26 protein-coding genes are annotated in these 25550 nt (G+C 67.1%); 10 read left to right on the forward strand and 16 right to left on the reverse strand.

Translation table 11 applies throughout. From position 1 onward, the window contains the following. Nucleotides 1-54: 54 nt before the first annotated feature. The 14 genes from trpC to V5A19_RS02590 all read right to left on the reverse strand — a co-directional run bounded on the left by trpC (nt 55) and on the right by V5A19_RS02590 (nt 15519). Entirely contained in the window at nt 55-864 is an 810-nt protein-coding gene (gene trpC, locus V5A19_RS02525; RefSeq protein WP_332317734.1) for an indole-3-glycerol phosphate synthase TrpC, read from the reverse strand. Further along, nucleotides 861-1913, reverse strand: coding sequence for an anthranilate phosphoribosyltransferase (trpD, locus tag V5A19_RS02530; RefSeq protein WP_332317735.1), 1053 nt, complete (start codon nt 1911-1913; stop codon nt 861-863). The genes trpC and trpD overlap by 4 nt, the downstream gene beginning before the upstream one ends. An 11-nt stretch (nt 1914-1924) precedes the next feature. Continuing rightward, nucleotides 1925-2515 carry an anthranilate synthase component II gene (locus tag V5A19_RS02535; RefSeq protein ID WP_332317736.1) on the reverse strand — a complete coding sequence of 197 codons (591 nt, stop codon included), beginning with the start codon at nt 2513-2515 and terminating at the stop codon, nt 1925-1927. Then, nucleotides 2512-4005 (reverse strand): anthranilate synthase component I, encoded by a 1494-nt coding sequence (trpE, locus tag V5A19_RS02540; protein WP_332317737.1) that lies wholly within the window; start codon nt 4003-4005, stop codon nt 2512-2514. The genes V5A19_RS02535 and trpE overlap by 4 nt, the downstream gene beginning before the upstream one ends. 18 nt (nt 4006-4023) lie before the next feature. Then, nucleotides 4024-4743, reverse strand: coding sequence for a phosphoglycolate phosphatase (gene gph / locus V5A19_RS02545; RefSeq protein WP_332317738.1), 720 nt, complete (start codon nt 4741-4743; stop codon nt 4024-4026). Further along, nucleotides 4743-5414 (reverse strand): ribulose-phosphate 3-epimerase, encoded by a 672-nt coding sequence (rpe, locus tag V5A19_RS02550; protein WP_332317739.1) that lies wholly within the window; start codon nt 5412-5414, stop codon nt 4743-4745. The genes gph and rpe overlap by 1 nt, the downstream gene beginning before the upstream one ends. A gap of 179 nt (nt 5415-5593) precedes the next feature. Further along, on the reverse strand, nt 5594-6640 hold the full coding sequence (locus V5A19_RS02555; RefSeq protein ID WP_332317740.1) for a class I fructose-bisphosphate aldolase: 1047 nt from the start codon (nt 6638-6640) through the stop codon (nt 5594-5596). A gap of 220 nt (nt 6641-6860) precedes the next feature. Further along, the gene (gene pyk, locus V5A19_RS02560) at nt 6861-8306 is read right to left on the reverse strand and encodes a pyruvate kinase (RefSeq protein WP_332317741.1); all 1446 of its coding nucleotides are present in this window, start codon (nt 8304-8306) and stop codon (nt 6861-6863) included. A gap of 249 nt (nt 8307-8555) precedes the next feature. Continuing rightward, on the reverse strand, nt 8556-9746 hold the full coding sequence (locus tag V5A19_RS02565) for a phosphoglycerate kinase (protein WP_332317742.1): 1191 nt from the start codon (nt 9744-9746) through the stop codon (nt 8556-8558). Nucleotides 9747-9757: 11 nt separating this feature from the next. Then, nucleotides 9758-10771, reverse strand: coding sequence for a type I glyceraldehyde-3-phosphate dehydrogenase (gap, locus tag V5A19_RS02570; RefSeq protein WP_332317743.1), 1014 nt, complete (start codon nt 10769-10771; stop codon nt 9758-9760). Between the two features lie 60 nt (nt 10772-10831). Next, nucleotides 10832-12844, reverse strand: coding sequence for a transketolase (gene tkt, locus V5A19_RS02575; protein WP_332317744.1), 2013 nt, complete (start codon nt 12842-12844; stop codon nt 10832-10834). A 113-nt stretch (nt 12845-12957) separates the two neighbouring features. Beyond that, nucleotides 12958-13902 (reverse strand): class II fructose-bisphosphatase, encoded by a 945-nt coding sequence (gene glpX, locus V5A19_RS02580; protein WP_332317745.1) that lies wholly within the window; start codon nt 13900-13902, stop codon nt 12958-12960. Between the two features lie 191 nt (nt 13903-14093). After that, nucleotides 14094-14936: an inositol monophosphatase family protein gene (locus tag V5A19_RS02585; RefSeq protein WP_332317746.1), complete on the reverse strand. Its 843-nt coding sequence runs from the start codon at nt 14934-14936 to the stop codon at nt 14094-14096. A 25-nt stretch (nt 14937-14961) separates the two neighbouring features. Next, nucleotides 14962-15519: a thioredoxin family protein gene (locus tag V5A19_RS02590; RefSeq protein WP_332317747.1), complete on the reverse strand. Its 558-nt coding sequence runs from the start codon at nt 15517-15519 to the stop codon at nt 14962-14964. A gap of 146 nt (nt 15520-15665) precedes the next feature. Between V5A19_RS02590 and V5A19_RS02595 the strand changes: the two genes are divergently transcribed. The 10 genes from V5A19_RS02595 (at nt 15666) to V5A19_RS02640 (ending at nt 24021) form a co-directional block, all read left to right on the forward strand. Further along, entirely contained in the window at nt 15666-16385 is a 720-nt protein-coding gene (locus tag V5A19_RS02595; protein ID WP_332317748.1) for a 16S rRNA (uracil(1498)-N(3))-methyltransferase, read from the forward strand. 124 nt (nt 16386-16509) lie between these two features. After that, nucleotides 16510-17481: a glutathione synthase gene (gene gshB / locus V5A19_RS02600; RefSeq protein WP_332317749.1), complete on the forward strand. Its 972-nt coding sequence runs from the start codon at nt 16510-16512 to the stop codon at nt 17479-17481. Continuing rightward, a complete protein-coding gene (locus V5A19_RS02605) occupies nt 17468-18508 on the forward strand; it encodes an FAD:protein FMN transferase (protein WP_332317750.1) in 1041 nt (346 codons plus the stop codon). The genes gshB and V5A19_RS02605 overlap by 14 nt, the downstream gene beginning before the upstream one ends. Then, nucleotides 18505-18897: a NusG domain II-containing protein gene (locus V5A19_RS02610; protein WP_332317751.1), complete on the forward strand. Its 393-nt coding sequence runs from the start codon at nt 18505-18507 to the stop codon at nt 18895-18897. The genes V5A19_RS02605 and V5A19_RS02610 overlap by 4 nt, the downstream gene beginning before the upstream one ends. Continuing rightward, nucleotides 18881-19459, forward strand: coding sequence for a Gx transporter family protein (locus V5A19_RS02615; RefSeq protein ID WP_332317752.1), 579 nt, complete (start codon nt 18881-18883; stop codon nt 19457-19459). Before V5A19_RS02610 ends, V5A19_RS02615 begins: the two co-directional genes overlap by 17 nt. Next, nucleotides 19434-20372, forward strand: coding sequence for an energy transducer TonB (locus V5A19_RS02620; RefSeq protein WP_332317753.1), 939 nt, complete (start codon nt 19434-19436; stop codon nt 20370-20372). The genes V5A19_RS02615 and V5A19_RS02620 overlap by 26 nt, the downstream gene beginning before the upstream one ends. A gap of 29 nt (nt 20373-20401) precedes the next feature. Continuing rightward, nucleotides 20402-21520 (forward strand): hypothetical protein, encoded by a 1119-nt coding sequence (locus tag V5A19_RS02625; RefSeq protein ID WP_332317754.1) that lies wholly within the window; start codon nt 20402-20404, stop codon nt 21518-21520. Between the two features lie 96 nt (nt 21521-21616). Next, nucleotides 21617-22498 carry a metal ABC transporter substrate-binding protein gene (locus V5A19_RS02630; protein WP_332317755.1) on the forward strand — a complete coding sequence of 294 codons (882 nt, stop codon included), beginning with the start codon at nt 21617-21619 and terminating at the stop codon, nt 22496-22498. Next, nucleotides 22482-23228, forward strand: coding sequence for a metal ABC transporter ATP-binding protein (locus V5A19_RS02635; RefSeq protein ID WP_332317756.1), 747 nt, complete (start codon nt 22482-22484; stop codon nt 23226-23228). Before V5A19_RS02630 ends, V5A19_RS02635 begins: the two co-directional genes overlap by 17 nt. Continuing rightward, nucleotides 23221-24021 (forward strand): metal ABC transporter permease, encoded by an 801-nt coding sequence (locus V5A19_RS02640; protein ID WP_332317757.1) that lies wholly within the window; start codon nt 23221-23223, stop codon nt 24019-24021. Before V5A19_RS02635 ends, V5A19_RS02640 begins: the two co-directional genes overlap by 8 nt. A gap of 189 nt (nt 24022-24210) precedes the next feature. On the opposite strand, the gene moaB is transcribed toward V5A19_RS02640, so the two are convergent. Next, nucleotides 24211-24729 carry a molybdenum cofactor biosynthesis protein B gene (moaB, locus tag V5A19_RS02645; protein WP_332317758.1) on the reverse strand — a complete coding sequence of 173 codons (519 nt, stop codon included), beginning with the start codon at nt 24727-24729 and terminating at the stop codon, nt 24211-24213. An 89-nt stretch (nt 24730-24818) separates the two neighbouring features. Beyond that, nucleotides 24819-25253 (reverse strand): RNA polymerase-binding protein DksA, encoded by a 435-nt coding sequence (gene dksA, locus V5A19_RS02650; RefSeq protein ID WP_332317759.1) that lies wholly within the window; start codon nt 25251-25253, stop codon nt 24819-24821. Nucleotides 25254-25550: the final 297 nt, after the last annotated feature.

The raw sequence follows: 25550 nt of genomic DNA on the forward strand, positions 1-25550 counted from the left end.
CGCTTTCAAGGCGCGGGTGGGACTCGAGGCCAGGGGGGCAATCGGCCAGGGGCGCTACCCGGCGAGGAGAGCGGCCAGGGCGGCCCCGGGGTCGTCGGCACGCATGAGCGACTCCCCTACCAGGAAGGCGGTGAAGCCGGCCGCAGCCAGCCGGTCAATGTCGGTCCGGGCATGGATGCCACTCTCGGCCACCAACATGACGCCGTCCGGCACCCGCTCGGCCAGCTCCAGGCCGGTTTCCAGACGGGTCTGGAAGGTGTTCAGGTCGCGGTTGTTAATGCCGATCAGATCGGCGCCGGCAGCCAGGGCCCGATCCAGCTCCGCTGCCTCGTGGACCTCCACCAGGGCGGCCATGCCCTCCTCCCGAGCCCGCTGCAGGCAGGCGGTCAAGGTGTTGTCGTCGAGGGCGGCGACAATGAGAAGGACGCAGTCGGCGCCGAGGAGGCGGGCCTCGCTCACCTGATAGGGGTCGATAGTGAAGTCCTTGCGCAGGGCGGGCAGACCGGAGGCCGCCCGGACCTGGGCGAGGTGGGCGTCGTCGCCGCCAAAGAAATCGCGGTCGGTGAGCACGGATAACGCCGCGGCGCCCGCCACCGCGTAGCGACCGGCGAGCCAGGCGGGGTCAAACTCGGTACGGATCTCGCCGGCGGAAGGGCTGGCCCGCTTGATCTCGGCGATCACCGCCGGCACCCCGGCGGCGGCGCGTTCGACCAGAGCGCCCTTGAAGTCGCGTAGCTCGGGGGCCGTCTCGGCGGCGATGCGGGCCCGCAGCTCGGCCTCCGGCAGCTCGGCACGGCGCACGGCCAACTCCTCGTCCTTGTGCGCCAGGATGGTCTCCAGGATGGTGGCGCGGCCCTCGCTCATTGGGCCTTTTCCGCCCCCTGGGTGAATGCGGCCAGCTGCTCGAGCTTGGCGCGAGCGGCACCGGAATCGATGGCCTCGGCGGCGCGGCGGACCCCGTGGTCGAGCTCGGCGGCGACGCCGCTGGCATAGAGCGCGGCCCCGGCATTGAGCAGGACGATGTCGCGCCTTGGGCCGGGCTCCCCGTCGAGGATGGCGCGCAGGATGGCCGCGTTGGCCTCGGCGCCGCCGGCCTCCAGGTCCTCGGGGCGAGCTCGGTCCAGACCGAATTGCTCGGGGTCGATGTCGTAGTGGAGCAGATCGCCCTCGTACAGCTCCACCATGCGCGTCGGCCCAAGGGTGGAGAGCTCGTCCATGCCGTCGTCGGCGTGGACCACCAGGACGTGGTCGCTGCCCAGCTCGCACAGGACTTTGGCCAGGGGCTCCAGCCAGCGCTGGTCGTAGACGCCTAGCACCTGGTTGGATGCCAGGGCGGGATTGGCCAGAGGCCCGAGCAGATTGAAGAGGGTGCGGATGCCCAGGGCCTGGCGGGGACCCACGGCGTGCTTCATGGCGCCGTGATGGCGGGGGGCGAAAAGGAAGCCGATGCCCACCTCGTCGATGGCACCGGCAACCGCGTCGCGTGTGATGTCCAGGTCGACGCCCAGGGCGGTCAATACGTCGGCGCTGCCCGAGCTCGACGACACCGAACGGTTGCCGTGCTTGGCCACGGTGGCCCCGGCGCCGGCGGCAACGAAGGCGGCGGCGGTGGAGATGTTGAAGGTGCCCTTGCGGTCGCCGCCGGTGCCGCAAGTGTCGACCAGGTTCTCGCTGGTCACCTCCACACGGTCAGCGAGCTCCCGCATGACCGCAACGGCGCCGGTAATCTCCTTGACGGTCTCGCCTTTCATGGTCAGGGCGGTCAGGAAACCGGCGATCTCCTCGGGGGCAGCATCGCCACCCATGATCTCGCGCATGACCGCCTCCATGTCGGCGCGCGTTAGATCCTCGCGCTCGACAAGGCGGGCGATGGCGGCCTTGGTGCGACCGCTGACGTCCGTCTCGGGAGTCATGGCGCCTCCGGCTAGGCTTGTACCGGCTCGGGCCGGCCGGTGCGGGCCAGGAAGTTGGCCAGCAGGTCCTTGCCCGAGCCGGTGAGGATGGATTCGGGGTGGAACTGCACGCCCTCGACGTCCAGCTCGCGATGGCGCAGGCCCATGATGGTGCCGTCCTCGGTCCACGCGGTGATGGCCAGCTCGGCGGGCAGGCTGGACCGCGCCACGATCAGGCTGTGGTAACGCGTGGCCTCGAAGGGGTTAGGCAGGCCACTGAACACCCCGGAACCGTCGTGCAGGATCTCGGAGGTCTTGCCGTGCATCACCTCGGCGGCGCGGACGACCCGGCCGCCGTAGGCGGCGGCGATGGCCTGGTGCCCCAGGCACACACCCAGCAGCGGGAAGCGGCCGGCGCAGGCAGTCACCGTCTCGATGGAGATACCGGCCTCGGCCGGCGAGCAGGGACCCGGCGAGAGCACGATGCCCGCCGGTTTCAATCCGGCGATGTCGTCCACCCCCAGGGCGTCGTTGCGGTAGACGGTCACCTCGGCGCCGAGCTCGCCCAGGTACTGGACCAGGTTGTAGGTGAAGCTATCGTAGTTATCGATCATGAGAATCATGCCGGACCCTCCAGGCCCTGAGCCGCCATGGCCGCCGCCCGGAACAGGGCACGGCCCTTGGACATGGTTTCCTCGTACTCGGTGGCGGGATCCGAGTCCGCCACAATACCGGCGCCGCTCTGGATGTGGAACCAGCCGTCCTTGATCACCGCGGTGCGGATGGCGATGGCCGTGTCCATGTGCATGGCGTCAGGGCTGATGTGGCCGATGGCACCAGCGTAGACCCCGCGGCGCAGCGGCTCGAGCTCGTCGATGATTTCCATGGCGCGCACCTTGGGCGCCCCCGAAAGAGTCCCGGCCGGATGGGTGGCACGCAGCACGTCGAAGGCGTCCAGACCGGGGCGGAGGTGTCCCACCACGTTGGACACCATGTGCATGACGTGCGAGTAGCGCTCGATGGAAAAGGGCCGGTCCACGGCCACGGTGCCGGTTACCGCGGTGCGGCCGACATCGTTGCGCGCCAAATCGAGCAGCATGAGGTGCTCGGCGCGCTCCTTGGGATCGGCCAATAGCTCCTCGGCAAGGTCGCGATCCTCCTCCTCGGAGCGCCCCCTCCGGCGAGTGCCGGCAATGGGCCGCACGGTGACATGGCCGCCTTCCAGCCGGGCCAGGATCTCAGGGGAGCTGCCCACCACCTGAGCCTCCCCGGTGTCCAAATAATACATGTAGGGGCTGGGATTGAGGGTGCGCAGGGCCCGGTAGACATCGAAGGGCGGCGCCGGGAAGGGCACCGAGAACCGCTGCGACAGCACCACCTGCATGATGTCTCCGGCCCGGATGTATTCCTTGGCCCGCTCCACTGCGTCTTCGAAATCGGCCCGGGCGGTGTGGTGATGGAAGTCGGCCTCGGCCAGCGCTACCGGCTCCGGTATGCTGCGCTCGGGAAGGGAGCGGCGCAAGGCTGTTACCGAGGCCTCGATTAGCTCGCGGGCCTCGGCGTAGGCGGCGTCGGGGTCGGCGCCGGGATCCGCCGGCTGGATCAGCTGCAGGGAGCCGCGCAGGTTGTCGAAAACCAGCAGCTGCTCGGTGCGCATGAGGAAGGCATCGGGCATCCCCAGAAGATTGGGATTGGTGTCCGCAATGGCCTCCATGTAACGCACCGCGTCGTAGCCGAAATAGCCCACGGCGCCGCCGGCGAAGGGGGGCAGCCCACCCACGGGCGCGGTCCGGCTGGCGCGGACCCAGTCCCGCACCCGGTCCAGCGGGTCGGCCGGCTCGGCAGCTTCCACCACCTCGCCGTCGCGGTAGCGGGTAAAAGCCCCGCCACGCAGGGTCACCCATTCCCGGGACGGCAGCCCCAGGATGGAGTAGCGGCCCCACTTTTCCCCGGCTTCCACCGATTCCAGCAGGAACGAGCGGGGACCCGCAGCGAGCTTGAGGAAGGCCGATACCGGGGTCTCCAGATCGGAAAGGACCTCCCGCACCACCGGGATGCGGTCGTAACCCTCGGCGGCTAGGTCGCGGAACTGCTCCTGGCTTGGCACGTACATGGGGCTCTTTCCCGGGGCTCAGGCGCTTCCCGCCAGGCTCCCCTCCGGCTTGATAAAGTCCCAAACGGCCGTGAATTCCTCCACCACGCGGTCCGCGCCTAGCCGGTAGACGTCGGCGCCGCGGTTGTAGCCGTAAGTGACGCAGACCACTTGGCAGCCGGCGGCCAGCCCGGCGTTCACGTCGTTGGCGGAATCGCCCACCAAGACCGAGCGTTCGGCCTCTGCTCCTGTCTGCTTAAGGGCGTGGCGCACCGGCTCGGGATCGGGCTTTTTGTTAGCCACCGTATCGCCGGAAACCACCACGGCCAGGTAGGGACGCAATCCGGTGGCCTCCAGTAGGGGCTCGGTAAAAGCCGCGGCCTTATTGGTGATCACCGCCGACGGCACCCGGGCTTCCCGGGCGCGCTCGAGGACGTCCAGTACGCCCGGGTAGGGCGCGCTCTCCTCGGCGAAGCATTCGCCATAGTGGACCATGAAACGCTCGTGGGCCTCCTCCAGCATACCCTCCTTGTGGCCACCGGTGGCATCCAGGGCGCTGTGCACCAGAGCCCGCACACCGTCACCGATCCAGCTACGCACCTGGGCTTCGCTCACCGGCTGGCGGTCCACCTCCACCAGGGTTCGGTTGACGGCGGTCATCAGGTCCCGGGCGGTGTCCAGTATGGTGCCGTCCAGGTCCAGGAGCAGCGCCTGCATGGGCAGGGACTCGCTCACGGACCGGCCCGAATCGTCGCTCATCAGCGCTCTACCTTCCCCAGGGCGTCCCGGAATTCCTGCAACCGGGCGCCGTAGTCGTCGGCCTTGAACACCCCGGAACCGGAAACGAACACGTCCGCACCGGCTTCGGCCACGCGCGCCACATTGTCGGCCTTGATGCCGCCATCCACCTCGAGCTCGATAGTGAGCCCGGCATCGTCGATACGGTCACGAATGGCCCGGATCTTGTCCATGGAGGACTCGATAAAGGCCTGACCACCGAAGCCAGGGTTAACCGACATCACCAGCACCAGGTCGATCTCCTCCAGCAAATAGTCCAGCCACTCCAGGGGGGTGCCCGGGTTCAGGGAGATCCCGGCCTTGCAGCCCTGGTCCTTGATCAGCTGCACCGTGCGGTGGGGATGGCGCGAGGCCTCCGGATGGAAGGTGATGATGTCGGCGCCCGCCTTGGCGAACTCGGGCACGATGGGATCTACCGGCTCGATCATGAGGTGGCAGTCCAGGGTCATGTTAGTCACCGGTTTGAGGGCTTCGGCGACCATGGGACCGATGGTGAGATTGGGCACGTAATGGTTGTCCATGACGTCGAAATGGCAGTAATCGGACCCGGCCCCCTCTACGGCCCTCACTTCCTCGCCCAGTTTGGCGAAGTCCGCCGAGAGGATGCTCGGTGCAATCTTGTAATCCGCCATGCTCGCTACTCCGTTGCCTGATTCCATTATCCGGTCACCCCCCGTCGGGGGCTTCGCTCACCTACCGGAAAGGCATGATTTTACCGGGAAGGCCGCCCTTTTGCGAACGCCTTACCCACTTAAAAGGCCCCGCCGGTTCGAGCCCGGCGGGGCCTTTCGACAGGCTCTAGGGGCCGGTCCTAGGCGACCTTGGACTCCATGTCTTCGGAGTACTCGCCCATCGAGGCCAGGCTATTGAGCTTGGCTCGGAAGCCGAAGTTCTTCTGGGCTTGCTCGGTATTGGACATATCGGAGCCCCACGTCGCCAGGGCCGGATTCTGCAGGGCTCGGGCGTAGGAGAAGGTCAGACGCCACGGCACCTGGTCCTTGAACTTCTTGTTCATGGCATCCAGGTGCTGGGTTGCCTCGACATCGCCCTGACCACCGGACAGGAAGACCACACCGCCCAGCGCCGGGGGCACCACCCGCTGGAGGGTGGACACCGTGCGGTCGGCCACCTCCTGGACGCCAGCGCGTTTGGGCGCATCCAGGCCGGAGATGACCATGGAGGTCTTCAGCACCACGCCCTCGAGCATGACGTTGTGGCGAAACAGCTCGTCGAACACGATGCGAAGGTTATCTTCGGTGATCTCCTCGCAGGTGTCGATGTCGTGATCGCCGTTGATCATCACCTCGGGCTCGACCATCGGCACCAGGCCATTCTCTTGGCACAGGGCGGAATAACGCGCCAGTGCATGGGCATTGGCCTCCATGCACTGCTGGGTAGGCATGTCGTCGCCGATGGTGATCACCGCGCGCCACTTGGAGAAGCGGGCGCCCATGTTGTAGTACTCGGCCAGGCGCTCCCGCAGGCCATCAAGGCCCTCCGTGACCTTCTCGTTAGGTGAGCCGGCAAGCGGCTTGGCGCCGGTATCCACCTTGATGCCCGGGATAATGCCCCGGCCCTTGAGCAGCTCGGGGAACGGCGTGCCGTTGTCATCCGACTGCTTGATGGTCTCGTCGTAGAGGATGACGCCGCTGATGTAGTTATCGACGTCGGGCGCGTTGAACAACAGCTTCCGGTATTGCCGGCGTGCTTCCTCGCTGGAGGTGATGCCCACTTCCTCCAGGCGCTTGGTGGCGGTGTTGTTGGACTCGTCGGCGGCGAGGATACCCTTGTAGTCGGCTACCATCGCCTTGGCCGTCGCTTTCAGCTCGTCAGCGTGCTTCCACTGATAGTTCGCCATGGTGGCGACCTCCCTTGTAGGTTGAACAAAACCGCGCGGTTGGTTGGGCCCGGAGCGGGGCTAGCGCGGAAATACGCCCAAGGGCACGGCGCCGGCCGCCTGGAATGCGCCGATCCTCCTCCCCCCAACGGACCCGTTCGGATATTTCCTACGATTAGGTGGGGATGACCTCGAAAGGGTTCAACCCCCGGCTCTCGTAGGCGAACCGATCGAATGCACCTTACTTGGGCTCGGTTTCGCCCACCCGCACCACCTTCATGGTGTTGGTGGACCCCTGCTGGCCCAGGGGCTCGCCCAAGGTCAGTATCATCAAATCGCCTTCGCGTACCGCCCCCTGCCGGCGCAGTTCCGCCTCCGCCGAAGTGATCAGCTCCCGCGGGGTATGCCGCTCCGGATCGATGGGGAAGCTGATGGGGTAGACCCCGCGGTACATGGTCACCTGGCGCCGGGTGCGCTGTTCCGGTGACAGTGCGTAGATGGGCGCACGGGTGCCGCCGCGGGACATCCAAAGGGCGGTGCGGCCGCTAGTGGTGAAGGCGGCGATGGCCGAAATCTCCAACTTGTTGGCGATGGCCAACGCCGATTGGGCGATGGACTCGTCCACCGTGTGGGCCTCCTCGGTGCCGAACCCGGTCAGGCTTTGCGGCGATTCCTCGAAGCCCGATCGCTCCGTCTCCCGGCACACCCGATCCATCGCCCCGCAGGCTTCCACGGGGAAATCGCCGGCGGCGGTTTCCCCGGAGAGCATGACCGCATCGGTTCCGTCGAGCACCGCGTTTGCCACGTCCGACACCTCGGCCCGGGTGGGGATGGGGCTTTGGGTCATGGACTCCATCATCTGGGTGGCGGTGATCACAGCCTTGTTGGCCGTACGCGCCCGATGGATGATGCGCTTCTGCACCGGGGGTACGGCAGCATCCCCGATCTCTAGGCCGAGATCGCCGCGGGCGACCATAATCGCATCGGCGGCCTCGATGATCTCGTCGATGGCGGTCACCGCTTCGGGCCGCTCGATCTTAGCCAGGATACGGGCGTAGCCGCCGGAGCGTTCCACCAGCTCGCGCGCCCGGTTCGTATCGTCTGCCGAGCGCGGGAAGGACACCGCGACGTAATCGGCGCCGATCTCGGCCACGGTGTGGATATCCCGGGCATCCTTCTCAGTCAGGGCCTGAGCGGTGAGCCCACCACCGACTCGGTTGAGGCCCTTGTTATCCGACAGGGTGCCACCCTTGACCACCCGACCGATTATCTCCTGGCCGCGCACTTCCTCCACCCACACCGCTACCAGACCATCGTTGAGCAGCAGGGTGGCACCGCGCTCGACGTCCTCGGGCAGGCGCTTGTAGGTCACCCCGACCCGCGTCTGGTCCCCGAGCTCGGTAAAGGTATCCAGGATAAACCGCTGGCCCTCCTCCAGCTCCACGGTACCGTTCTTGAACTGGCCGATGCGGAGCTTTGGGCCCTGGATATCGGCCATGAGCCCAATGGTCCGGCTGTGGGCCTGGGCACGCGAGCGCACCTCCTCGGCCCGCCGGATATGGTCCTCGGCCTCGCCGTGAGAGAAGTTGAGGCGGAAGACATCCACCCCCGCCTCGATCATGCCATCGAGCACTCCCGGCTGGTCGGTTGCCGGGCCTAGAGTGGCCACGATTTTGGTTCGCCTCATGACTGGCCCGCGCGTTCCGCCAGGAGTCCCGGGCTCTGGCGCGGCACGTAGCCGCCCTGGCGCCGCCCCAAACCGGATGCGGTAACCGCACTACGGCTTGAGGGGAGGGCAAGCCAGGGCGAGCGAGCGCACGCCAGAACCGAGATAGGCGTGGTCAAATTTTCGCAATTCGCGGAAATAGGGATTTCCTTTCCGAAAACGAACGGCTTTTTGATCTTTCGGACCGCTCCCGGGGGAAGCCGGGCGGGCCTAACCGGCACGCTCCTCGAGGATGGCGATGGCCGGCAGTTTCTTGCCCTCCACCCATTCCAGGAAGGCCCCACCCCCGGTGGAGATGTAGGAGATCCGATCCGTTATGCCCGTCATGGCAATGGCCGCCAGGGTGTCGCCGCCGCCGGCGGCGCTGAAGGCCTCGCTACCGGCGATGGCCTTAGACAGGGTCCGGGTGCCATCGGCGCATTGCGGCAGCTCGAACGCCCCCAGGGGCCCGTTCCACAGGACGGTGCCGGCTCCCTTGACGATATCGGCGAAGCGGGCAGCGGTATCCGGCCCCACGTCCAGGATCATCTCGTCGTCCTGCACATCCTCCACCGGGCAGGTCCGGACGGGGGCCTCCGCGGCGAACTCCTTGGCCACCACCACATCGGTGGGCAAGGGCACGTCGGCGCCCTTGGCGCGGCAGGTGTCGATGACGCCCTTGGCCTCGTCCACCAGGTCAGCCTCCGCCAGGGAACCGCCGATGTTGCGGCCCTCGGCCAGGAGGAAGGTGTTGGCGATGCCGCCGCCCACGATGAGCTGGTCCACCTTCTCGGTGAGGGCCTTCAGGACCTCCAGCTTACCGGAGACCTTGGCGCCACCGACGATGGCCACCATGGGGCGCCGGGTATCCTCCAGGGCCGCGGTGAGGCTGTCGATCTCCTTGGCCAGCAGGGGACCGGCGGCAGCCACGGAGGCGTATTGGGCCACCCCGTAGGTTGAGGCCTGGGCCCGGTGGGCGGTGCCGAAGGCGTCGTTGACGTAGACGTCGCACAGGGCGGCCATCTGCTTGGAGAATGCCTCGTCGTTCTCGGTGTCACCCGGATGGAAGCGGACGTTCTCCAACAGCGCCACATCCCCCTCGCCGAGGTTTTCCACCTCGGCCGGGACCTGGTCGTACCAGTCCCTGATCAGGGGCACCTCCTTGCCCAAAAGCTCGCCCAGCCTCTGGGCCACGGGAGCAAGCGAGTACTTGTCGTTGCGCTCCCCCTTGGGCCGCCCCAGGTGGGCCATAAGCAGGACTTTGCCGCCCATCTCCATGGCCTTCTGGATGGTCGCCAGACTGGCCTCGATGCGGGTGGCATCGGTGATATTGCCGTCGTCGTCCTGCGGGACGTTGAAATCCTCACGGATCAGGACCCTTTGGCCGCGCAGGTCCAGATCCGTCATCCGAATGATGCTCATCGCAGCCCCCCTTACTTGCCGCCCATCAGCGCCTGAGCGGTATCGATCATCCGGTTGGAGAAGCCCCACTCGTTGTCGTACCACGCGGTCACCTTGATGAAGTCGCCGCCAATCATGCGGGTCAGCGGGGCTTCATAGATGGAGGAACGGGGATCGTGGTTAAAGTCGTGGGAGACCAGCGGCTCGTCGTTGTAGCCCAGCAAGCCCTTGAGCTCGTTCTCCGAGGCCTTATGGAGAACCTGATTGATCTCCTCGGCGGAGGTGGAACGGCTGGCCTGGAAGGTCAGGTCCACGAAGGACACGTTGGTGGTGGGCACGCGTACGGCGAAGCCGTCGAGCTTGCCGTTAAGCTCGGGCAGCACCTTGCCCACCGCAGCGGCAGCGCCGGTCTGGGTGGGAATTTGCGACTGGGTGGCCGAGCGGGCGCGGCGAAGGTCCTTGTGGTAGACGTCGATGAGCACCTGGTCGTTGGTGTAGCTGTGAATGGTGGTCATCAGGCCGTGCTCCACGCCGATGCTCTCGTGGAGCGGCTTGACCAGTGGCGCCAGGCAGTTGGTGGTGCAGGAGGCGTTGGACACCACCTCATGCTTGTCGGGATCGATCATGTCCTGGTTGACGCCGTAAACCACGGTCAGATCGTCGCCCTTGCCAGGGGCGGAGATGAGCACCTTCTTGGCGCCGGCCTCTAGGTGCATGGCGGCCTTGTCGCGCTCCACGAACAGGCCGGTGCACTCCATAACCACATCCACGTCCATGTCGCCCCAGGGCAGCTTGGTGGGGTCGCGCTCGGCCAGGACCCGAATCTTGTCGCCGTTGACCACCAGATTCTCGCCGTCCACGTCAACGGTTCCGGGGAACTTGCCGTGCACGGTGTCGTTGCGGGTCAGATAGGCGTTGGTCTCGGGATCGCCGAGATCGTTGAGGGCCACTACCTGAACCTCGTTGTTGCGATTGGCCTCGTAGATGGCGCGCAGGACGTTGCGGCCGATGCGGCCATAGCCGTTGATGGCGACGCGGATGCTCATGGGTGCTCCTCCACAGGGATCGAAGTGTTGATGCGGTGAATTCGGTTGCGGCATCGGCGCTCAGCCCAGGTGGTTGTAGGCCTGGACCACGGTTTCGGGCGCGAAACCGAACTTCTCGAACAGGGTATCGCCCGGAGCGGACTCGCCGAAGCGATGCATGCCTACGGTGGCGCCGTCACGGCCCACGTAGCGCTCCCAGCCCATGGTCTCGGCGGCCTCCACGGCAACCCGCTTGGTCACCGAGTCCGGCAGCACGCTCTTCTTGTAGGCCTCGTCCTGACCCTCGAACAGCTCCCAGGAGGGCAGGGAAACCACGCGCACCTGCTTGCCCTGGCCGGCCAGCTGCTCCTGGGCCTTAAGGGCCAGCTCCACTTCGGAGCCCGAAGCCAGGAGGACACCCTCGGGGTTTCCACCCTCGGCGTCCTTGAGAACGTAGCCACCCTTAGCGGCGCCGGCCACCGTCTCGTCGGTATGCTCCAGCCCCGGGGTCTTCTGCCGGGTGAGGACCAGCGACACCGGCCCCTTGGTGGCGGACAGGGCGATCCTCCAGCCCACTGCCGTTTCCACCCCATCGGCGGGGCGGTACACGGTCATGCCGGGCATGGCGCGCAGGCTCGCCAGCTGCTCGATGGGCTGGTGGGTGGGACCGTCCTCGCCCAGACCGATGGAGTCGTGGGTGAACACGAAGGTCACCGGCTGGTGCATGAGCGCTGACATGCGCAGGCCATTGCGCATGTAGTCGGAGAAGATCAGGAAGGTGCCCCCAAAGGGACGATAGCCGCGGTGCAGGCTGATGCCGTTCATAATGGCCGCCATGCCGAACTCGCGCACGCCGTAGTGCAGGTAACGGCCGTGCTGGCCCTTCTGCTCCTTGGCCGGCGTGATGATGGGCGCTTCCTTCCATTTGGTGTTGTTGGAGGGCGCCAGGTCGGCGGAGCCGCCGAGGACCTCGGGGACCTTGTCCACGATGGTGTTGAGCATGGCGCCAGAGTGCTTGCGGGTGGCGTCGGCCTTCTGGCCCTCCCGGTACTCGGCGATGATGGCGTCCATGGCAGGGCCGAAGTCATCGGGGACGGCCTGCTTCAGGCGCCGCTCGAAATCGGCGGCCAGTTCCGGATAGTCCTTACGGTAGGCTTCGAAGCGGGCCTGCCAGTCCTCCTCGGCGGCCTGGCCGGCGCTGCGCCCATCCCAAGCGCTATAGATCGGGTCGGGTACCTCGAAGGGCTCGTACTCCCACCCCAGGGCCTGGCGGGTGGCCGCCACCTCGTCCTCGCCCAGCGCGGCGCCGTGGGTCTCCTCGCTGCCGGCCTTGTTGGGCGAGCCGTAGCCGATGGTGGTCTTGCAGGCGATCAGAGTGGGCCTGTTGGGCTCGGCCTTGGCCTGGTCGATGGCCTTGACCACGGCGTCGGGGTTGTGGCCATCGATGGCCATGGTCTGCCACTCATAGCCCTCGAAGCGCTTGAGGGTGTCGTCGGTGAACCAGCGCTCGAGCTCGCCGTCGATGGAGATGCCGTTGTCGTCGTAGAAGACGATCAGCTTGCCCAGGCCCAGGGTCCCGGCCAGAGAGCACGCCTCGTGGCTAATCCCCTCCATCAGGCAGCCGTCACCGGCGAACACGTAGGTGTGGTGATCGACGACGGTGTGGCCCTCGCGGTTGAACTCGTTGGCCAGCTCTTTCTCGGCGATGGCCATGCCCACGCCATTGGCGATGCCCTGGCCCAGCGGCCCGGTGGTGGTCTCCACCCCCGGGGTAACGCCGTTCTCGGGGTGGCCCGGAGTCCGCGAGCCCCACTGGCGGAAGTTCTTGAGCTCCTCCAAGGGCAGGTCATAGCCGGTCAGATGGAGCAGGCTGTACAACAGCATGGAGCCGTGGCCGTTGGAGATCACGAAGCGGTCCCGGTCGGCCCAGTCGGGATTGACCGGATTGTGCTTCATGTAATCGTTCCAAAGCACCTCGGCGATGTCCGCCATCCCCATGGGCATGCCGGGATGACCGGAATTCGCCTTCTGCACCGCGTCCATGGATAGGAAGCGAATGGCGTTGGCCAACTGCTTGCGGGACACTTCAGGCATTCGGACGTTCTCCTTGCGCGATTCTCGAATTCGGTCGGCCCGCGGGCACGAGGTCCGGAAAAACCGGCAGGGCGGGCCGCATGCGGCCCGCCCCCTCACCCCACCCGGGGGGATCAGTCGTTCATGGGCTTTTCGGTATGGATGCGCTGCACGGTGCCGTGGGCACCAGTAATGACCATGGTGTCGGTGCTAACGACCTCACCGTAGTGGCGCACGCCGTCGAGGAAATCGCTGCTGGTCACTCCGGTGGCCACGAACAGGAGATCCTCCCCCTTAACCAGCTCATCCATGGTCAGCACCTGCCCGGGCTCCAGCCCGAACTCCCGGATCTTGGCCGCCTCGTCATCTTTCTGCGGGGCCATGGCGGCGACCATATCGCCGCCCACTGCCTTGGCTGCGCAGGCCGTGATGACCCCCTCGGGCGTGCCGCCGATGCCCATGAGGGCATCCACCGAATCGCCCAGGGCGGCCATGACACCGCCACTAACGTCACCGTCGGAGGCCAGGCGGACGCTGGCGCCGGCGCTCCGAATCTCACCGATCATATCCTGGTGCCGGGGCTTGTCGAGGACGAAGATGCGAAGGTCTTCCACCTGCTTGTCGAGGGCGCTAGCCAGGTCCCCGAGCTTGGAGGCCAGCGGCGCCTGAGGATCGATCTTGCCGCAGGCGGCAGCCGGCACCACCAGCTTGTCCACGTAAAAGCCCGGCCCGGGCCGGAACATATTACCGCTCAGGGAAGCGGCCAGGACCACGATGGAACCGGGCATGCCCTTGGCCAGGAAGTTAGTACCCTCCACGGGATCCACGGCGATATCGATGGTCGGGCCTTCGCCATCGCCGACCTCCTCCCCGTTGTAGAGCATGGGCGCTTCGTCCTTCTCGCCCTCGCCAATGACCACCTCCCCGGCCATGGGCACGGTGGCCATAGCCTGACGTATGGCCTCCACCGCGGCACCGTCGCCTTGCTCCTTCTCGCCGCGGCCGATCCACGGCTCGGCGGCGCGGGCGGCGGCCTCTGTTGTCCGAACCAGAGGCATGGTCAGCTTTTCCATGGTCATTAGGCGTTTCCTGATTCTAGGAAGAAAAATCGGGTTGTTCGCGGACCGCGCACCAATGCCTGGTGGCCGATTAAGGCAGCGAGCGGCCACCTCTCCGGCGGCCGCCCGTAGCCTCGGCGAAAGACGTAGCGATCCTCCTTCCTCCGAGCCACTTCCACAAAGGCCCGAAGGGAATTCCTGTACGCGGGGAGTTAGCCCTCCATCTGTGCCTCGTCGTCCCCGGGGCAAAGATGGGGGGCCAGATCGGCTCGCAAGCCGGGATCGGCAACGGCAAGCACCGAGCGGCGCAGGATATCGCCGGCAAACAGAGGCTCGCCGTCCATGGTGGCCACGTCTGCACCCGCCTCGGCGGCGATCAGGGACCCGGCCGCAAAATCCCATAGATTTTGCCCGCCATGGAGGTAAAAGTCCACCCGTCCACAGGCGAGCCAGCACCATTCCAGAACGCTGGAGCCGAAGTTGCGCTGGCTGTGGAAAGGCTGGTCGCCCGCCAAACGCCTGGCCACATGCCGCGGCAGGCGCTTGAAGTCGATTAGGCCGACGCTGCGGCTCAAGGAGCGGCCGGGGCGCACACCGATAGGTTCGCCGTTGAGGAAGGCGCCTTCGCCGCGCACCGCGGAAAACAGCTCATCACGGACGGGATCGTGGATCACCCCCAGCACCGCCTCGCCACCCATCAGCAGGGCCACCGATACCCCGAAAACGGGGATGCCCACGGCGAAGTTGCTGGTACCGTCCAGGGGATCCACGCACCACAGGCCGGTTTCAGCCCCAGCCAGCGCGCGGCGGTGCTCGGACGGCTCCATCTCCTCGCCCAGGAGGCCCACCTCGGGGAAGGCTTGCGCCAGCTCCCGCTGGATGGCGGCTTGCATGGCGGTGTCCACCTCGGTTACCAGGCCCCCACAGGCCTTGGCCGTAGCCGCCGTCCCCCGGCCGCCAGCGAACTCGGGAAGAACATGATCCGACGCCGCCCGGCGCAGGATTTCGGCCACCCGGTCGGCGGTGGTGGCATCGGCGACTATGGTTGCGGTCACGGTTGCCCCCTTCAGGCGCCAGCCTTCAGCCGGCGTCCTTCCATTTGATGGAGCAGCCCATGGAGGGGATCTGTTCCTCCGGGCCCTCACCGGTGGTGGCAACCTGCTTCATGGCCTCGAACAGCTCCCGCTCGGCCCCAGACACCGGTTCATTGCGGCTCTCGTCAAGGCGGCCGCGGTACTGCAGGTAGCCTGCGCCGTTAAAGCCAAAGAAGTCGGGCGTGCACACCGCGCCGAAGCGCTTGGCCACTTCCTGGGTCTCGTCGAAGAGATAGGGCATGGGATAGGCCTTCTCCTCGGCGCGGGCCTTGAGATTGTCGAAGGCGTCCTCGGGGTAGTCGCTGGGATCGTTGCTCATGATCGCCGCCGAGCCGATGCCGAACTCCTCGAGGTCGCGGACATCCCGGAGGATGCGGTTCTCAACGGCCTGCACGTAGGGGCAGTGGTTGCACATGAAGATCACCAGCAGGCCGTTTTCGCCGCGCACGTCCTCCATTCGGTAGGTGTTGCCATCCACGCCCGGCAGTTCGAAATCGGGCACCTGGAAGGTTTTATCGACGATGGGTGTCTCGGTCCGGGCCATTGCTTCTTTCTCCGCTGGGAATACGGTGCGCAGAAAACGGGAGGCTAACTCGCCGGCGGGGCTACGCACCGCCGGCCCAAAGCCGTACCATTATGCCTGACCCCGAAATCCGGAACCAAATCCCCGCAGCCAGGAACCCGGAACCCGTGTCCGCACCCCGTGTCTACCTGCCCGAGGCCGCTGTTTCCGGCGAGGAGCTAGCCCTGCCGGCGGAGGCCGCCCGGCACCTGGTCAAGGCCCTGCGCTTGGCCCCCGGGGACGCGGTTACCGTTTTCAACGGTTCCGGCGGCGAGTTCACCGCCGAGCTGGCGGGCTCCGCCAAGAACCCCGCCGTCCGTGTGGGCGAGCACCACCCGGTGGAGCGCGAATCGCCCCTGGCCACCGTGCTTTTGGCCGGGCTTTCCAAGGGCGACAAACTGGACTGGGTGGTGCAGAAGGCCACCGAACTCGGTGTTTCCGAAATCCAACCCGTTCATACGGCCCGCAGCGTACGCCGCCTGGATCCGACCAAAGCCGCCAAGAACCGCCAGCGCTGGCACAAGATCGCCGCCGGGGCCTGCGAGCAATGCGGCCGCAACCGCCTACCCGTAATCGCCGAGGTCACCGACCTGGCCACGGCCTTGGGTGAGCCGGTCGCCACCGGCCTGGTACTGGACGAGGCGGGCGACCCGGCAACCGGCCGGCCTCCGGCAACACCCCTGCACCTGCTGCTCGGCCCCGAGGGCGGACTGACCGCCGAGGAAGTGGCAGCCGCCGAAGCGGCCGGCTTTAAGCGCACCGCCCTGGGCCCACGCACCCTGCGCACCGAAACCGCCGCCGTCACGGCGCTGACCTGGGCGCAGACCAAATGGGGGGATTTGGGATAACACCCAGTTTCAAGTAGTTAAGTAATTAAGTCGTTAAGCAAGGCACCAAGGCGCCGCCTTCGCTTGAGCCGTTAACTTGATTACTTAACTACTTAATACTTAATTACTTCCAGCAGGACTTTCCATGCCCTACTCCATCGGCGTCGTCATGGACCCCATCGGTGACATCCCGATCAAGAAGGACACCACCTTCGCCATGCTGCTGGAGGCCCAGCGACGGGGCCATGACGTGTACTACATGGAGCCGCGCCACCTCTACGGCCGCGACGATATACCCATGGCGCGCATGTATCCCGTGGAGGTCCGCCCTGAGCCGGGGCATCACTACACCCTCGGCGACGAGCACCACCGCCCCCTGACCGAGCTGGACGCCGTGCTTATGCGCAAGGACCCGCCCTTCGACATGGAGTACGTCTACCAGACCTACCTGCTGGAGCGGGCCCTGGCCTCCACCCTGGTGGTGAACCACCCGCGCAGCCTGCGCGACGCCAACGAGAAGATGTTCACCGCCTATTTCCCGGACCTGGCCCCCGCCACAGTGGTGGCCCGCGACCCGCGAGTGTTCCACGACTTTCTGCACGAGCAGGGGACCGTGGTCCTCAAGCCACTGGACGCCATGGGCGGCAGCGGCATCTTCCTGGTGCAAGCCGGGGATCCCAACTTCAACTCGGTGGTGGAGAGCCTCACCCACCGCGGCACCCGCTACGCCATGGCCCAGGCGTTTTTGCCCGAGGCCGCCGAAGGCGACAAGCGCATCATCCTCATCGACGGCGAGCCCGTTCCCTACGGGCTATTGCGGATCCCCGGAGGCGGTGATTTCCGGGGCAACATCAACGCTGGCGCCACTACCGAGCTGGCCGATCTCGATGACGGCGATTACCGCATCTGCCAGGGCCTGGCCCCGGAGCTGCGGGCGCGGGGCCTGACATTTGTCGGGATCGACGTCATCGCCGGTCTGGTGACCGAGATCAACGTCACCAGCCCCACTGGGGTGCAGGAGCTGGACTACTACGCCAATACCCACATCTGCGCCACCTTGTTCGACGCCATCGAAGGCCGCTTAGCGGCGGGGCCGCCCTACCATGAACCGGCCTGAGCCCCATCGGGTAGGGTGGACCCTCCTGCTGGGGCTGTTGGGGATCATACTGGCCGGCTGCCAGTCCAATCCCGAGCCCCGGCACGGGCAAGCCTTCGTCATGGGCACCTTGGTGGAGATTACCGGTATCGGGGTATCCCAGGCCACCTTCACCCAGGCCACCGGGGCAGCCTTCCGGGACATGCGGGCCATCCACGACGCCCTCACCCCCGTGGCCTCGGACAATGCCCTGGCAGCGTTCAACCGACGCGCCACTCGCCAGTGGACGCCCCTGGAGGATCCTCTGAGGTCGCTGCTGCCGCGGGCCCTATCGGTCCAGCGGGCCAGCGGCAACGCTTTCAACCCGCACCTGGGGCGCTTGGTGGGGCTGTGGGGCTTCCGCGAGCCGCCTTTCCCCGACGGGCCTCCCAAACAGGCCGCCGTCAAGGCACTCCTGGCCGCCGGAGCGGGCGACCGCGCCCTGAGGCTTCGCCGTAGCGACGGGCTCGAGGCCCGATTGACCCGGCCCGGCGCCGCTCTGGATGTGGGCGGCATTGCCAAGGGTCTCGCCCTGGACCGGGCCGCCCGCATCCTGCGCCAAAACGGCGTCAGCGATGCCCTGATCAACGCCGGCGGGGATCTGCGCGCCCTGGGGCGGCGCGGCGACCGCCCCTGGCGCATCGGCATCCGCAATCCCCGCGACCGCGATGCGGTGATGGCCGTGGTGGCCCTGGAGCCGGGGGAGGCCATCGTCACCTCCGGCGACTACGAACGGACCTTCCAGCACGACGACCGCCGCTACCACCATCTGCTAGACCCTGCCACCGGCCGGCCGGCGCGGGCCGCCCGCCAGGCCACCGTGCTGGGGCCGCGCGCCACCGAGGCCGATGCCTGGAGCACGGCCCTGTTCGTGGCCGGAAGCGACGGCCTGGATCGGCTGGGTCCGACGCAGCCGGGGCTGGTTATCGACGGCGCGGGGAACGCCCATGCTAACCTTGTCATGCGGTCCCGGCTGGACTGGCAATCACAGAAGGTTCCGGCCCCTTGACGGCTTTCCTAAGGTTCCTGCGAGAGGCCACCACCCCCGCGGACCGCCTTGTTCTGGCCGCCGCCTGGACGGGCATGGTGATCTTGGCGGCCACTGCCTGGAGCGCCCCGGCGGGCCAGGAGGTGGTGGTTATTGTGGCGGGCGAAGAGGTCCGGCGGCTGGATCTGGACCGGGAGCAGCGGATCACGGTTGACGGCCGGCAGGGGTCCACCGAGTTGCGCGTGGCGGATGGCGGTGTGCGCTTCACCCACGCGCCCTGCAGCGCCAAGCGCTGCGTGCGCAGCGGCTGGCAGCACCGGGCGGGGGCGAGCGCGGCCTGCGTCCCCAACAAGGTCATGGTGCGGGTGGCTGGGACCTCCGAGCAGGGCTGGGATGCCGTCAACTACTGAGACCGTCCCCCGCGAACCGGCGGCCCTCACCCGGCTGCGCCGGGACACCAATCTGGCCTGGCTGGCGGCCTTCGCGGTGGCGCTGCACCTGCTGGAGGCGGCCCTGCCGCCGGTCATCCCGGGCATCAAGCCGGGGCTGGCCAATGTCATCACCGTGGCGGCCCTTTGCCTATGGGGCTGGCGCACGGCGGCGGTGGTGACCCTGTTGCGGGTGCTGGTGGCCGCCATCCTGCTGGGCACGCTGTTGTCACCGGCGTTCTGGCTGTCCCTCGGGGGTGCCGTGGCCGCCCTCGCCATGCTTGGCGTCGGTTCCGCCTTGCCGGGACGGGGCCTGGGTCCGGTAGGCTATAGTGTACTGGCGGCCGTGGCCCACATCGGCGGCCAACTGCTGGTAGCCTACGCCTTGTTCGTGCAGCACGCCGGCCTGTTCGTGCTCGCGCCGGTGCTTAGCTTGGCCGCGGCCACCACCGGCACCCTCAACGGCCTTGCGGCCTATCTGCTGGTCCGCGAGTGGCATACGGAGGCCGCCCACGGCGATGGCCCTGCAGGCGATCAGACCTGATCCCGACCCCAACCTGTCCGTGGCACTGCTGGTGTCGGCGGTGCTGCACGTGGTCGTCCTGTTGGGCCTGGGCTTTTTGGCCCCCGACGGCAGCGGGGAGTCGAAAGACAAGGTCCTGCACATGGTCGATTACATGCCGGAGTCCACCCAGGAGACCGCTCCGGAATCCCCCGAGGCCCGCTCCGCGAGCCGTTCCCAGCAAGCCCGCGGTCAAGACCGCCGGTCCCAGGAGGCCACCGCCCCCGACGCCGGCCGCAACCCGTCACCACCGCGGCCGGCCCCGGAGCCCGCCACGGACCCGGAAACGGCCCCCGAGCCCGAAACCGCCGGCGCCCCGGAGCCTCCGGGAGCCGAAGGCTCCGACCAGGCACCGGTTCTCCAGGCCGAAGACGCCCCCGCCGAAGTGGCCGCTCCCAGCGAAGCCGGCGACCCGGCACCGGAGGCATCTGCGAAAGGCTCCGAAAAAGAGACCCTCCAGATGTTTCCCTCCGACCGGGAGGTGGCACGGTGGGACGACGAGCGCCAGCGACGCCAGGCGGCCGCCGATACCGCCGGCAAGGCCCGGAATGCCACCCGTGAGGATGCCGTTGCGGCCTACACCACTAGCTTGCTGAACAAGGTCCAGCGGGTGGGCAACATGAACTACCCGGAGGAGGCCCGGGATCGCGGCATCACCGGAAAGGTCCGGCTCCAGATGCACATCCGGCCGGATGGCAGCCTAGCCAGCGTGGCGGTGCTCGAATCCTCCGGGTCCGAGATCCTGGACGCCTCGGCAAAGCGTATCTTGCGCCTGGCGGCCCCGTTCAGCCCCTTCCCGGATGGCATGAGCCGGAGCCATCCGGAAACCTACACCATCAGCCACTACCTCAATTTCACCCGGGGCGGCGAGCTCGGCGACTCGCCGAGCGGCTGAGCCGTCCCCCGACCCGATCCCGAGCCACCATGATCATCATCCTCAAGACCGGCGTCAGCGAGTCCGATCCCGAGTACCGCTCCCTGCTCGACTACCTGGAGGCCAAGCCCGGTATCGAGGTGCGCAAGCACCAGGAGCACGGTACCCAGGCGACCATCACCGAGCTCTATCTGATCGGCGACACCGCCGCCCTGGACGCCGAGGAGGTCGCCGGCGAGCCGGCGGTGGAGCGGGTCGTCCGGGTGTCCGACCGCTACCGGCTTCTGGGCCGGCACAAGGGGCAGGTGGAGGCCACGGGCTTCGAGTACAACGGCGTCCGCTTCGACCAGGACAATTTCCACCTGTTCGCCGGGCTTTGCGCCGTGGATAACCCGGCCAACACCGAGGCCATGATGGCCGCCCTGCACCGCCAGGGCTTGCATACCACCCGGATGGGTGCCTACAAGCCGCGCACCAGCCCCTACGATTTCCAGGGCCGCGGCGCCGAGTGCCTGCCCTACGTGTTCGAGCTCGCCGGCAAGTACGACATACGGGTAGTGGCCATGGAGGTGACCGAGCCGGCCCACATCGAGGAGATCAACCGCGCCCTCGACGACGCCGGCAGCCCCACCGGGATCATGCTCCAGATCGGCACCCGCAACGCCCAGAACTTCGAGCTGCTAACCGCCGCGGGCTCCCAGCAGCGCTTTCCCATCCTGTACAAGCGCGGCTTTGGCATCACCCTGGAGGAGTCCATAAACGCCTGCGAGTACATCGCCACTGGCGGCAACCGCAACATCGTCTTCTGTTTGCGCGGGGTGAAATCCCACATGGGCGCCCCCCACCGCAACCTGGTGGACTTCGGCCATGTATCGGCACTCAAGCGCCTCACTCGCATGCCGGTGTGCGTGGACCCCAGCCACTCCGTGGGCAGCCGCGAGCGCGCCCCAGACGGCCTGCTGGAGCTCCAGCACACCGCGGCCCAGGGGGTAGTCGCCGGGGCCAACATGGTCCTGACCGACTTCCATCCCCACCCCGAGCACGCCCTGGTGGACGGACCTCAGGCCCTGCATCTGGAGGAGCTGCCGTACTTCGCCGAGGACCTGGCCATCGTGCGCGAGGCCTACGACCGGCGCCGTCAGCTGGCGGAGCGCATGCCCCGGCTCTAGGCCCGGTCTAGGTTGACAGGGTTGCTAAGGTTGCGCCTTGCAATCAAAGGTCCGTTACCGCGCCAGGCGGTATCGTTTCACCGGAAAGGGGCGACCTTGACCCATATCCAGCGCTTACTCGGCTTGGCGGCTGTTGCTGTCGCTCTGCTGGCCTCGGGCATATCGGCGGCCCGGGCCAATGACCAGGCGCTGCGCATCGTCGCTACGATTCCCCCCTACGCCATGCTGGCCCGGGCGGTGGCCGGGGAGAATGCGGAGGTGGCGGCCATGGTGCAGCGCGGCCACGACCCCCACCACTTCGATCCCACAGTATCGGCCATGGCCCGGCTGCGCCGGGCCGACGCCGTCATCCGCAACGGCATCGGCATGCGCCCGGTGGAAGACCATATCCAGCGAACTGCGGGTGATCCCTCCCTGTTCACCGTGGCCGAAGCAGCCGCGTTCGAGCCCATCCGGGGACCAGGGGGCGAGACCAATCCCCACATCTGGCTCGATCCGGATGTGATGGCCCAAGCGGCCCATGCCCTAGCCGACCGCCTTGGGCAGCTCCGGCCCGAGGCGGCGGAACGCTTCGCCGCCAACGCGAACGCTTTTGGCGAAACGGTCACGAGCGCCGAGGCCCAGTGCCGGAAATGGTTGCAGGAGCTACCCACCCGTAAGCTCGTGACCTTCCACCCGGGCTTCGACTACTTCTTCCGCCACTTCAACCTGGAGGCGGTCGGTACTTACCGCGACCTCGCCGGCAATGAGCCTGGGTCGCGAGGCATCGCCGAGCTCCTGGCAACCATCCGCCGCCATCAGCTGCCGGCGCTATTCCGGGAACCCCAGCTGCCCGCCAATGCCGCCCGCTCCCTGGCGGAGGAGGCCGGGGTGGACCTGGCGGTACTCGATCCGCTGGGCTTCGCCGAGGGCATTGACGGCTACCCCGACCTCCTCCGCTATAACGCCCGTCAGGTCCGCGATGCCTACCGTCCCTGACGACTGGGGGGGGCGCCCCCTCGTCACCACCGAGGGCGTGAGCGTCCGTTTCGGCGATGTTACCGCTTTGGACAACGTCCGCTTCAAAATCGACCCGGGCGATTTCCTGGCGGTGCTGGGTCCCAACGGCTCGGGCAAGACCACTCTGTTCCATTGCATCCTGGGATTGACCGACTACCGCGGCACCATCGTTAACCGGGCCCAGCGCGTTGGCTTCGTCCCCCAGATCAAGAATTTCGACCGCAGCTTCCCCGGCAAGGCGGTGGAGGTCGTGACCTCCGGGGTTACCGACCGCTGGCCGGGCTGGCGCGACCGTCGCCACTTCCCCCGGGCCCGTGCGGCCCTGGCATGGGTAGGAGCAAGCGACTACGCCGAGCGGCAGCTGGCCGCGCTGTCCGGCGGCCAGCTGCAGCGGGTCTATCTGGCCCGGGCGCTGGTGCATGAGCCCGACTTGCTGCTTCTGGACGAGCCTGCGGCGGGCATTGACCGAGCGGGCGAGTACGACATCTATGAGTACCTTGAAGCCTACCAGCGCGAAAGGCCTGGGGTGGCCATCGCCATGATCACCCACGATTGGGAGGTGGCCCGCCACCACGCCGACAAGTCGCTGATCCTCAATCACCGGGTGATTGGCTTCGGGCCCTCGAACCAGGTTCTGACCGAGGACTGCCTGCGTCAGGCCTTCGGTCACATGGGCCACGCCCACGCGTTAGGGTCAAACCATGGCTGAGCTGCTGACCATGCCGTTCATGCAGCGAGCCCTTGCGGCCGCCGTGCTCACCGGCTTCCTGGGCGGTTTGCTGGGGGTCTTCCTGATTCAGCGGCGGTTGGCTTTTCTGGCCGCTGGTGTCAGTCACGGCTCCTTCGCCGGCATCGGGCTGGGTCTGTTTTTAGGCGTTGCCCCTTTTGCCGTGGCGGTTCCCGTGGCCCTCGGCATCGGCCTGGTCATCGCTTTCCTGCGGCTACGCGGCAACCTCGCCGAGGACACGGTGGTGGGCATCCTGTTCGCGGCCGGTATGGCCCTGGGCGTGCTCCTGCTGTCGCTGGCCGGGGCCAACGCCAGCCTTTCCGCCTACCTGTTCGGCTCTATCCTTGCCATCGGCAACACCGACCTGGCCTTCATGACCGGCATAACGGCCGCCGTGGCTGCCTTCACGGTACCCACCTGGGGACGGCTCACCCTGGTCACCTTCGACCGCCAGCTAGCCCAGGCCTCCGGGGTCCGGGTGCGTCTCTTGGACTACGGCTTCTACGCCGCGGCCTCGCTGGCGATCGTAGCGTCGGTCAAGGTGGTGGGCGTGGTGCTGGTGGCCAGCTTCTTCGTGGTCCCGGCTGCTACCGCCCGGCTGCTCGGCGGCACCTTCCTGGCGATCACTATGATGGCCTCGAGCCTGGGGGCGTTGACGGCAGTGACGGGCTTGCTGCTGTCGTACCCGGTGGAAGCACCGGTTGGCGCCCTGATCGTGCTCCTTCAGGGAGCGGTGTTCGCGGTGGTGATGGGGTTGCGGGGAAGGCCCGGCTAAGCTTAACCGCCAAGGACGCCAAGCGGGTCAAGAGAGGCAGAGGCAACCGGGCGTTGGAAGGGGGACGTTGTGGCAGAGGCTCAATGAGGGGGCCGAAACAAAGCATCGCGGCGCGGCCACGCCCCTACAGGGCCGGGGGACCCAGCGTGGTCTCTGCCATACTTGGCGCCCTTGGCGGTTAGCCCGGATTCAGCGCTCCCCGAAGCGAGTCATGATCTCAGCGAAGTTGCAGGGGCGGGTACGGCTGTCCAGCTGAGGCAGGATGATACTGTCCATGGCCAGGCGGCAGGCACCGGAGCTGCCGGGCAGATTGAAGATCAGAGTGCTGCCGGCCAGGCCCGCCTGGGCTCGGGATTGGATGGTGGCGGCGCCGATCTCGGCGTAGGAAAGCCATCGGAACAGCTCGCCGAAACCGGGGATGGCCTTGGTGTACACCGCCGCGGCGGCCTCGGGGGTAACATCGCGGCCGGTGATGCCAGTGCCGCCGGTGGTCAGGATCGCATCCACCCAGGGCTCCGCGGCCCACTCGCGCAACAGTGCCTCCAGGCCCTGGCGCTCGTCGGGGACGATGCGGTGCTCGGCCACCTGGTGACCGGCTTCCGTCAGGCGCTCAACCACCAGGCCGCCGGAGGTGTCGCTATCCGGTGTACGGGTGTCGGAGACGGTCAGCACTACGCAGCTCAGGGGCTGAAAGGCATCCGCAGTCATGGCGGGCTCCTGGGGCTAACGAGAGGGCGCAATCAAACAGGGCCTTCCGTCCCGGAGGACGGAAGGCCCCTAATGCCGGGTGCTTTGGCTCAGTCTTCGGCGATATGGCGTTCCTGGCGCTCCTGCGCCTCCTTGGCCTCGATGCTCATGGTGGCAACCGGGCGGGCATCGAGCCGGCGGAGGCCGATGGGCTCGCCGGTCACTTCGCAGTAACCGAACTCGCCGGTCTCGATGCGCCGCAGGGCGGCGTCGATCTTCGACAGCAAGCGCTGCTCGCGCTCCACCGTGCGCAGCTCGGTATAGCGGTCGGTCTCGATGCTGGCGCGATCGACCTCGTCGGCCTGATTCTCGGTTTCGTTGATGCTTTCTCTGGCGTTGGTAGTGTCCTCCAAGATCTGTCGCCGCCAGTCCAGCAGCTTGAACCGGAAATAGGCGAGCTGCTTGTTGTTCATGTAGGGCTCGTCTGGGCCGGGCTTGTAGTCCGGCTCCAGTTCGATCTCGTCCAGGTTGACCTGTTCGGTCATTGCGCTCCTCCCGCTAGCACCCTGGCATTTACCAGGGGCAATAATGCCGCCCTGTCGCGACCTTGGCAAGCCTGCCTAGCCATCCCTTGGAGGCGGCAACGGTTTGGGCGGCTCCCGCCGGCATTGTCATCCCTGAGGCATCGGCGCTGTGCCGAAATCAGCGGCTACCTGGTGCTGCTACCGGTGCGCGGGATCAAACTGGAGCGCGCCTTCTGGGCGGTGCGAGAGCACCCCAGAGGCCCCACCTAGCCATTGCCGATACCTTCACCGATCACCTACGAGCCAACCCACCGACGG

Origin of the sequence: Thiohalorhabdus sp. (genome assembly GCF_036628635.1) — a bacterium.
GTDB lineage: Bacteria > Pseudomonadota > Gammaproteobacteria > Thiohalorhabdales > Thiohalorhabdaceae > Thiohalorhabdus.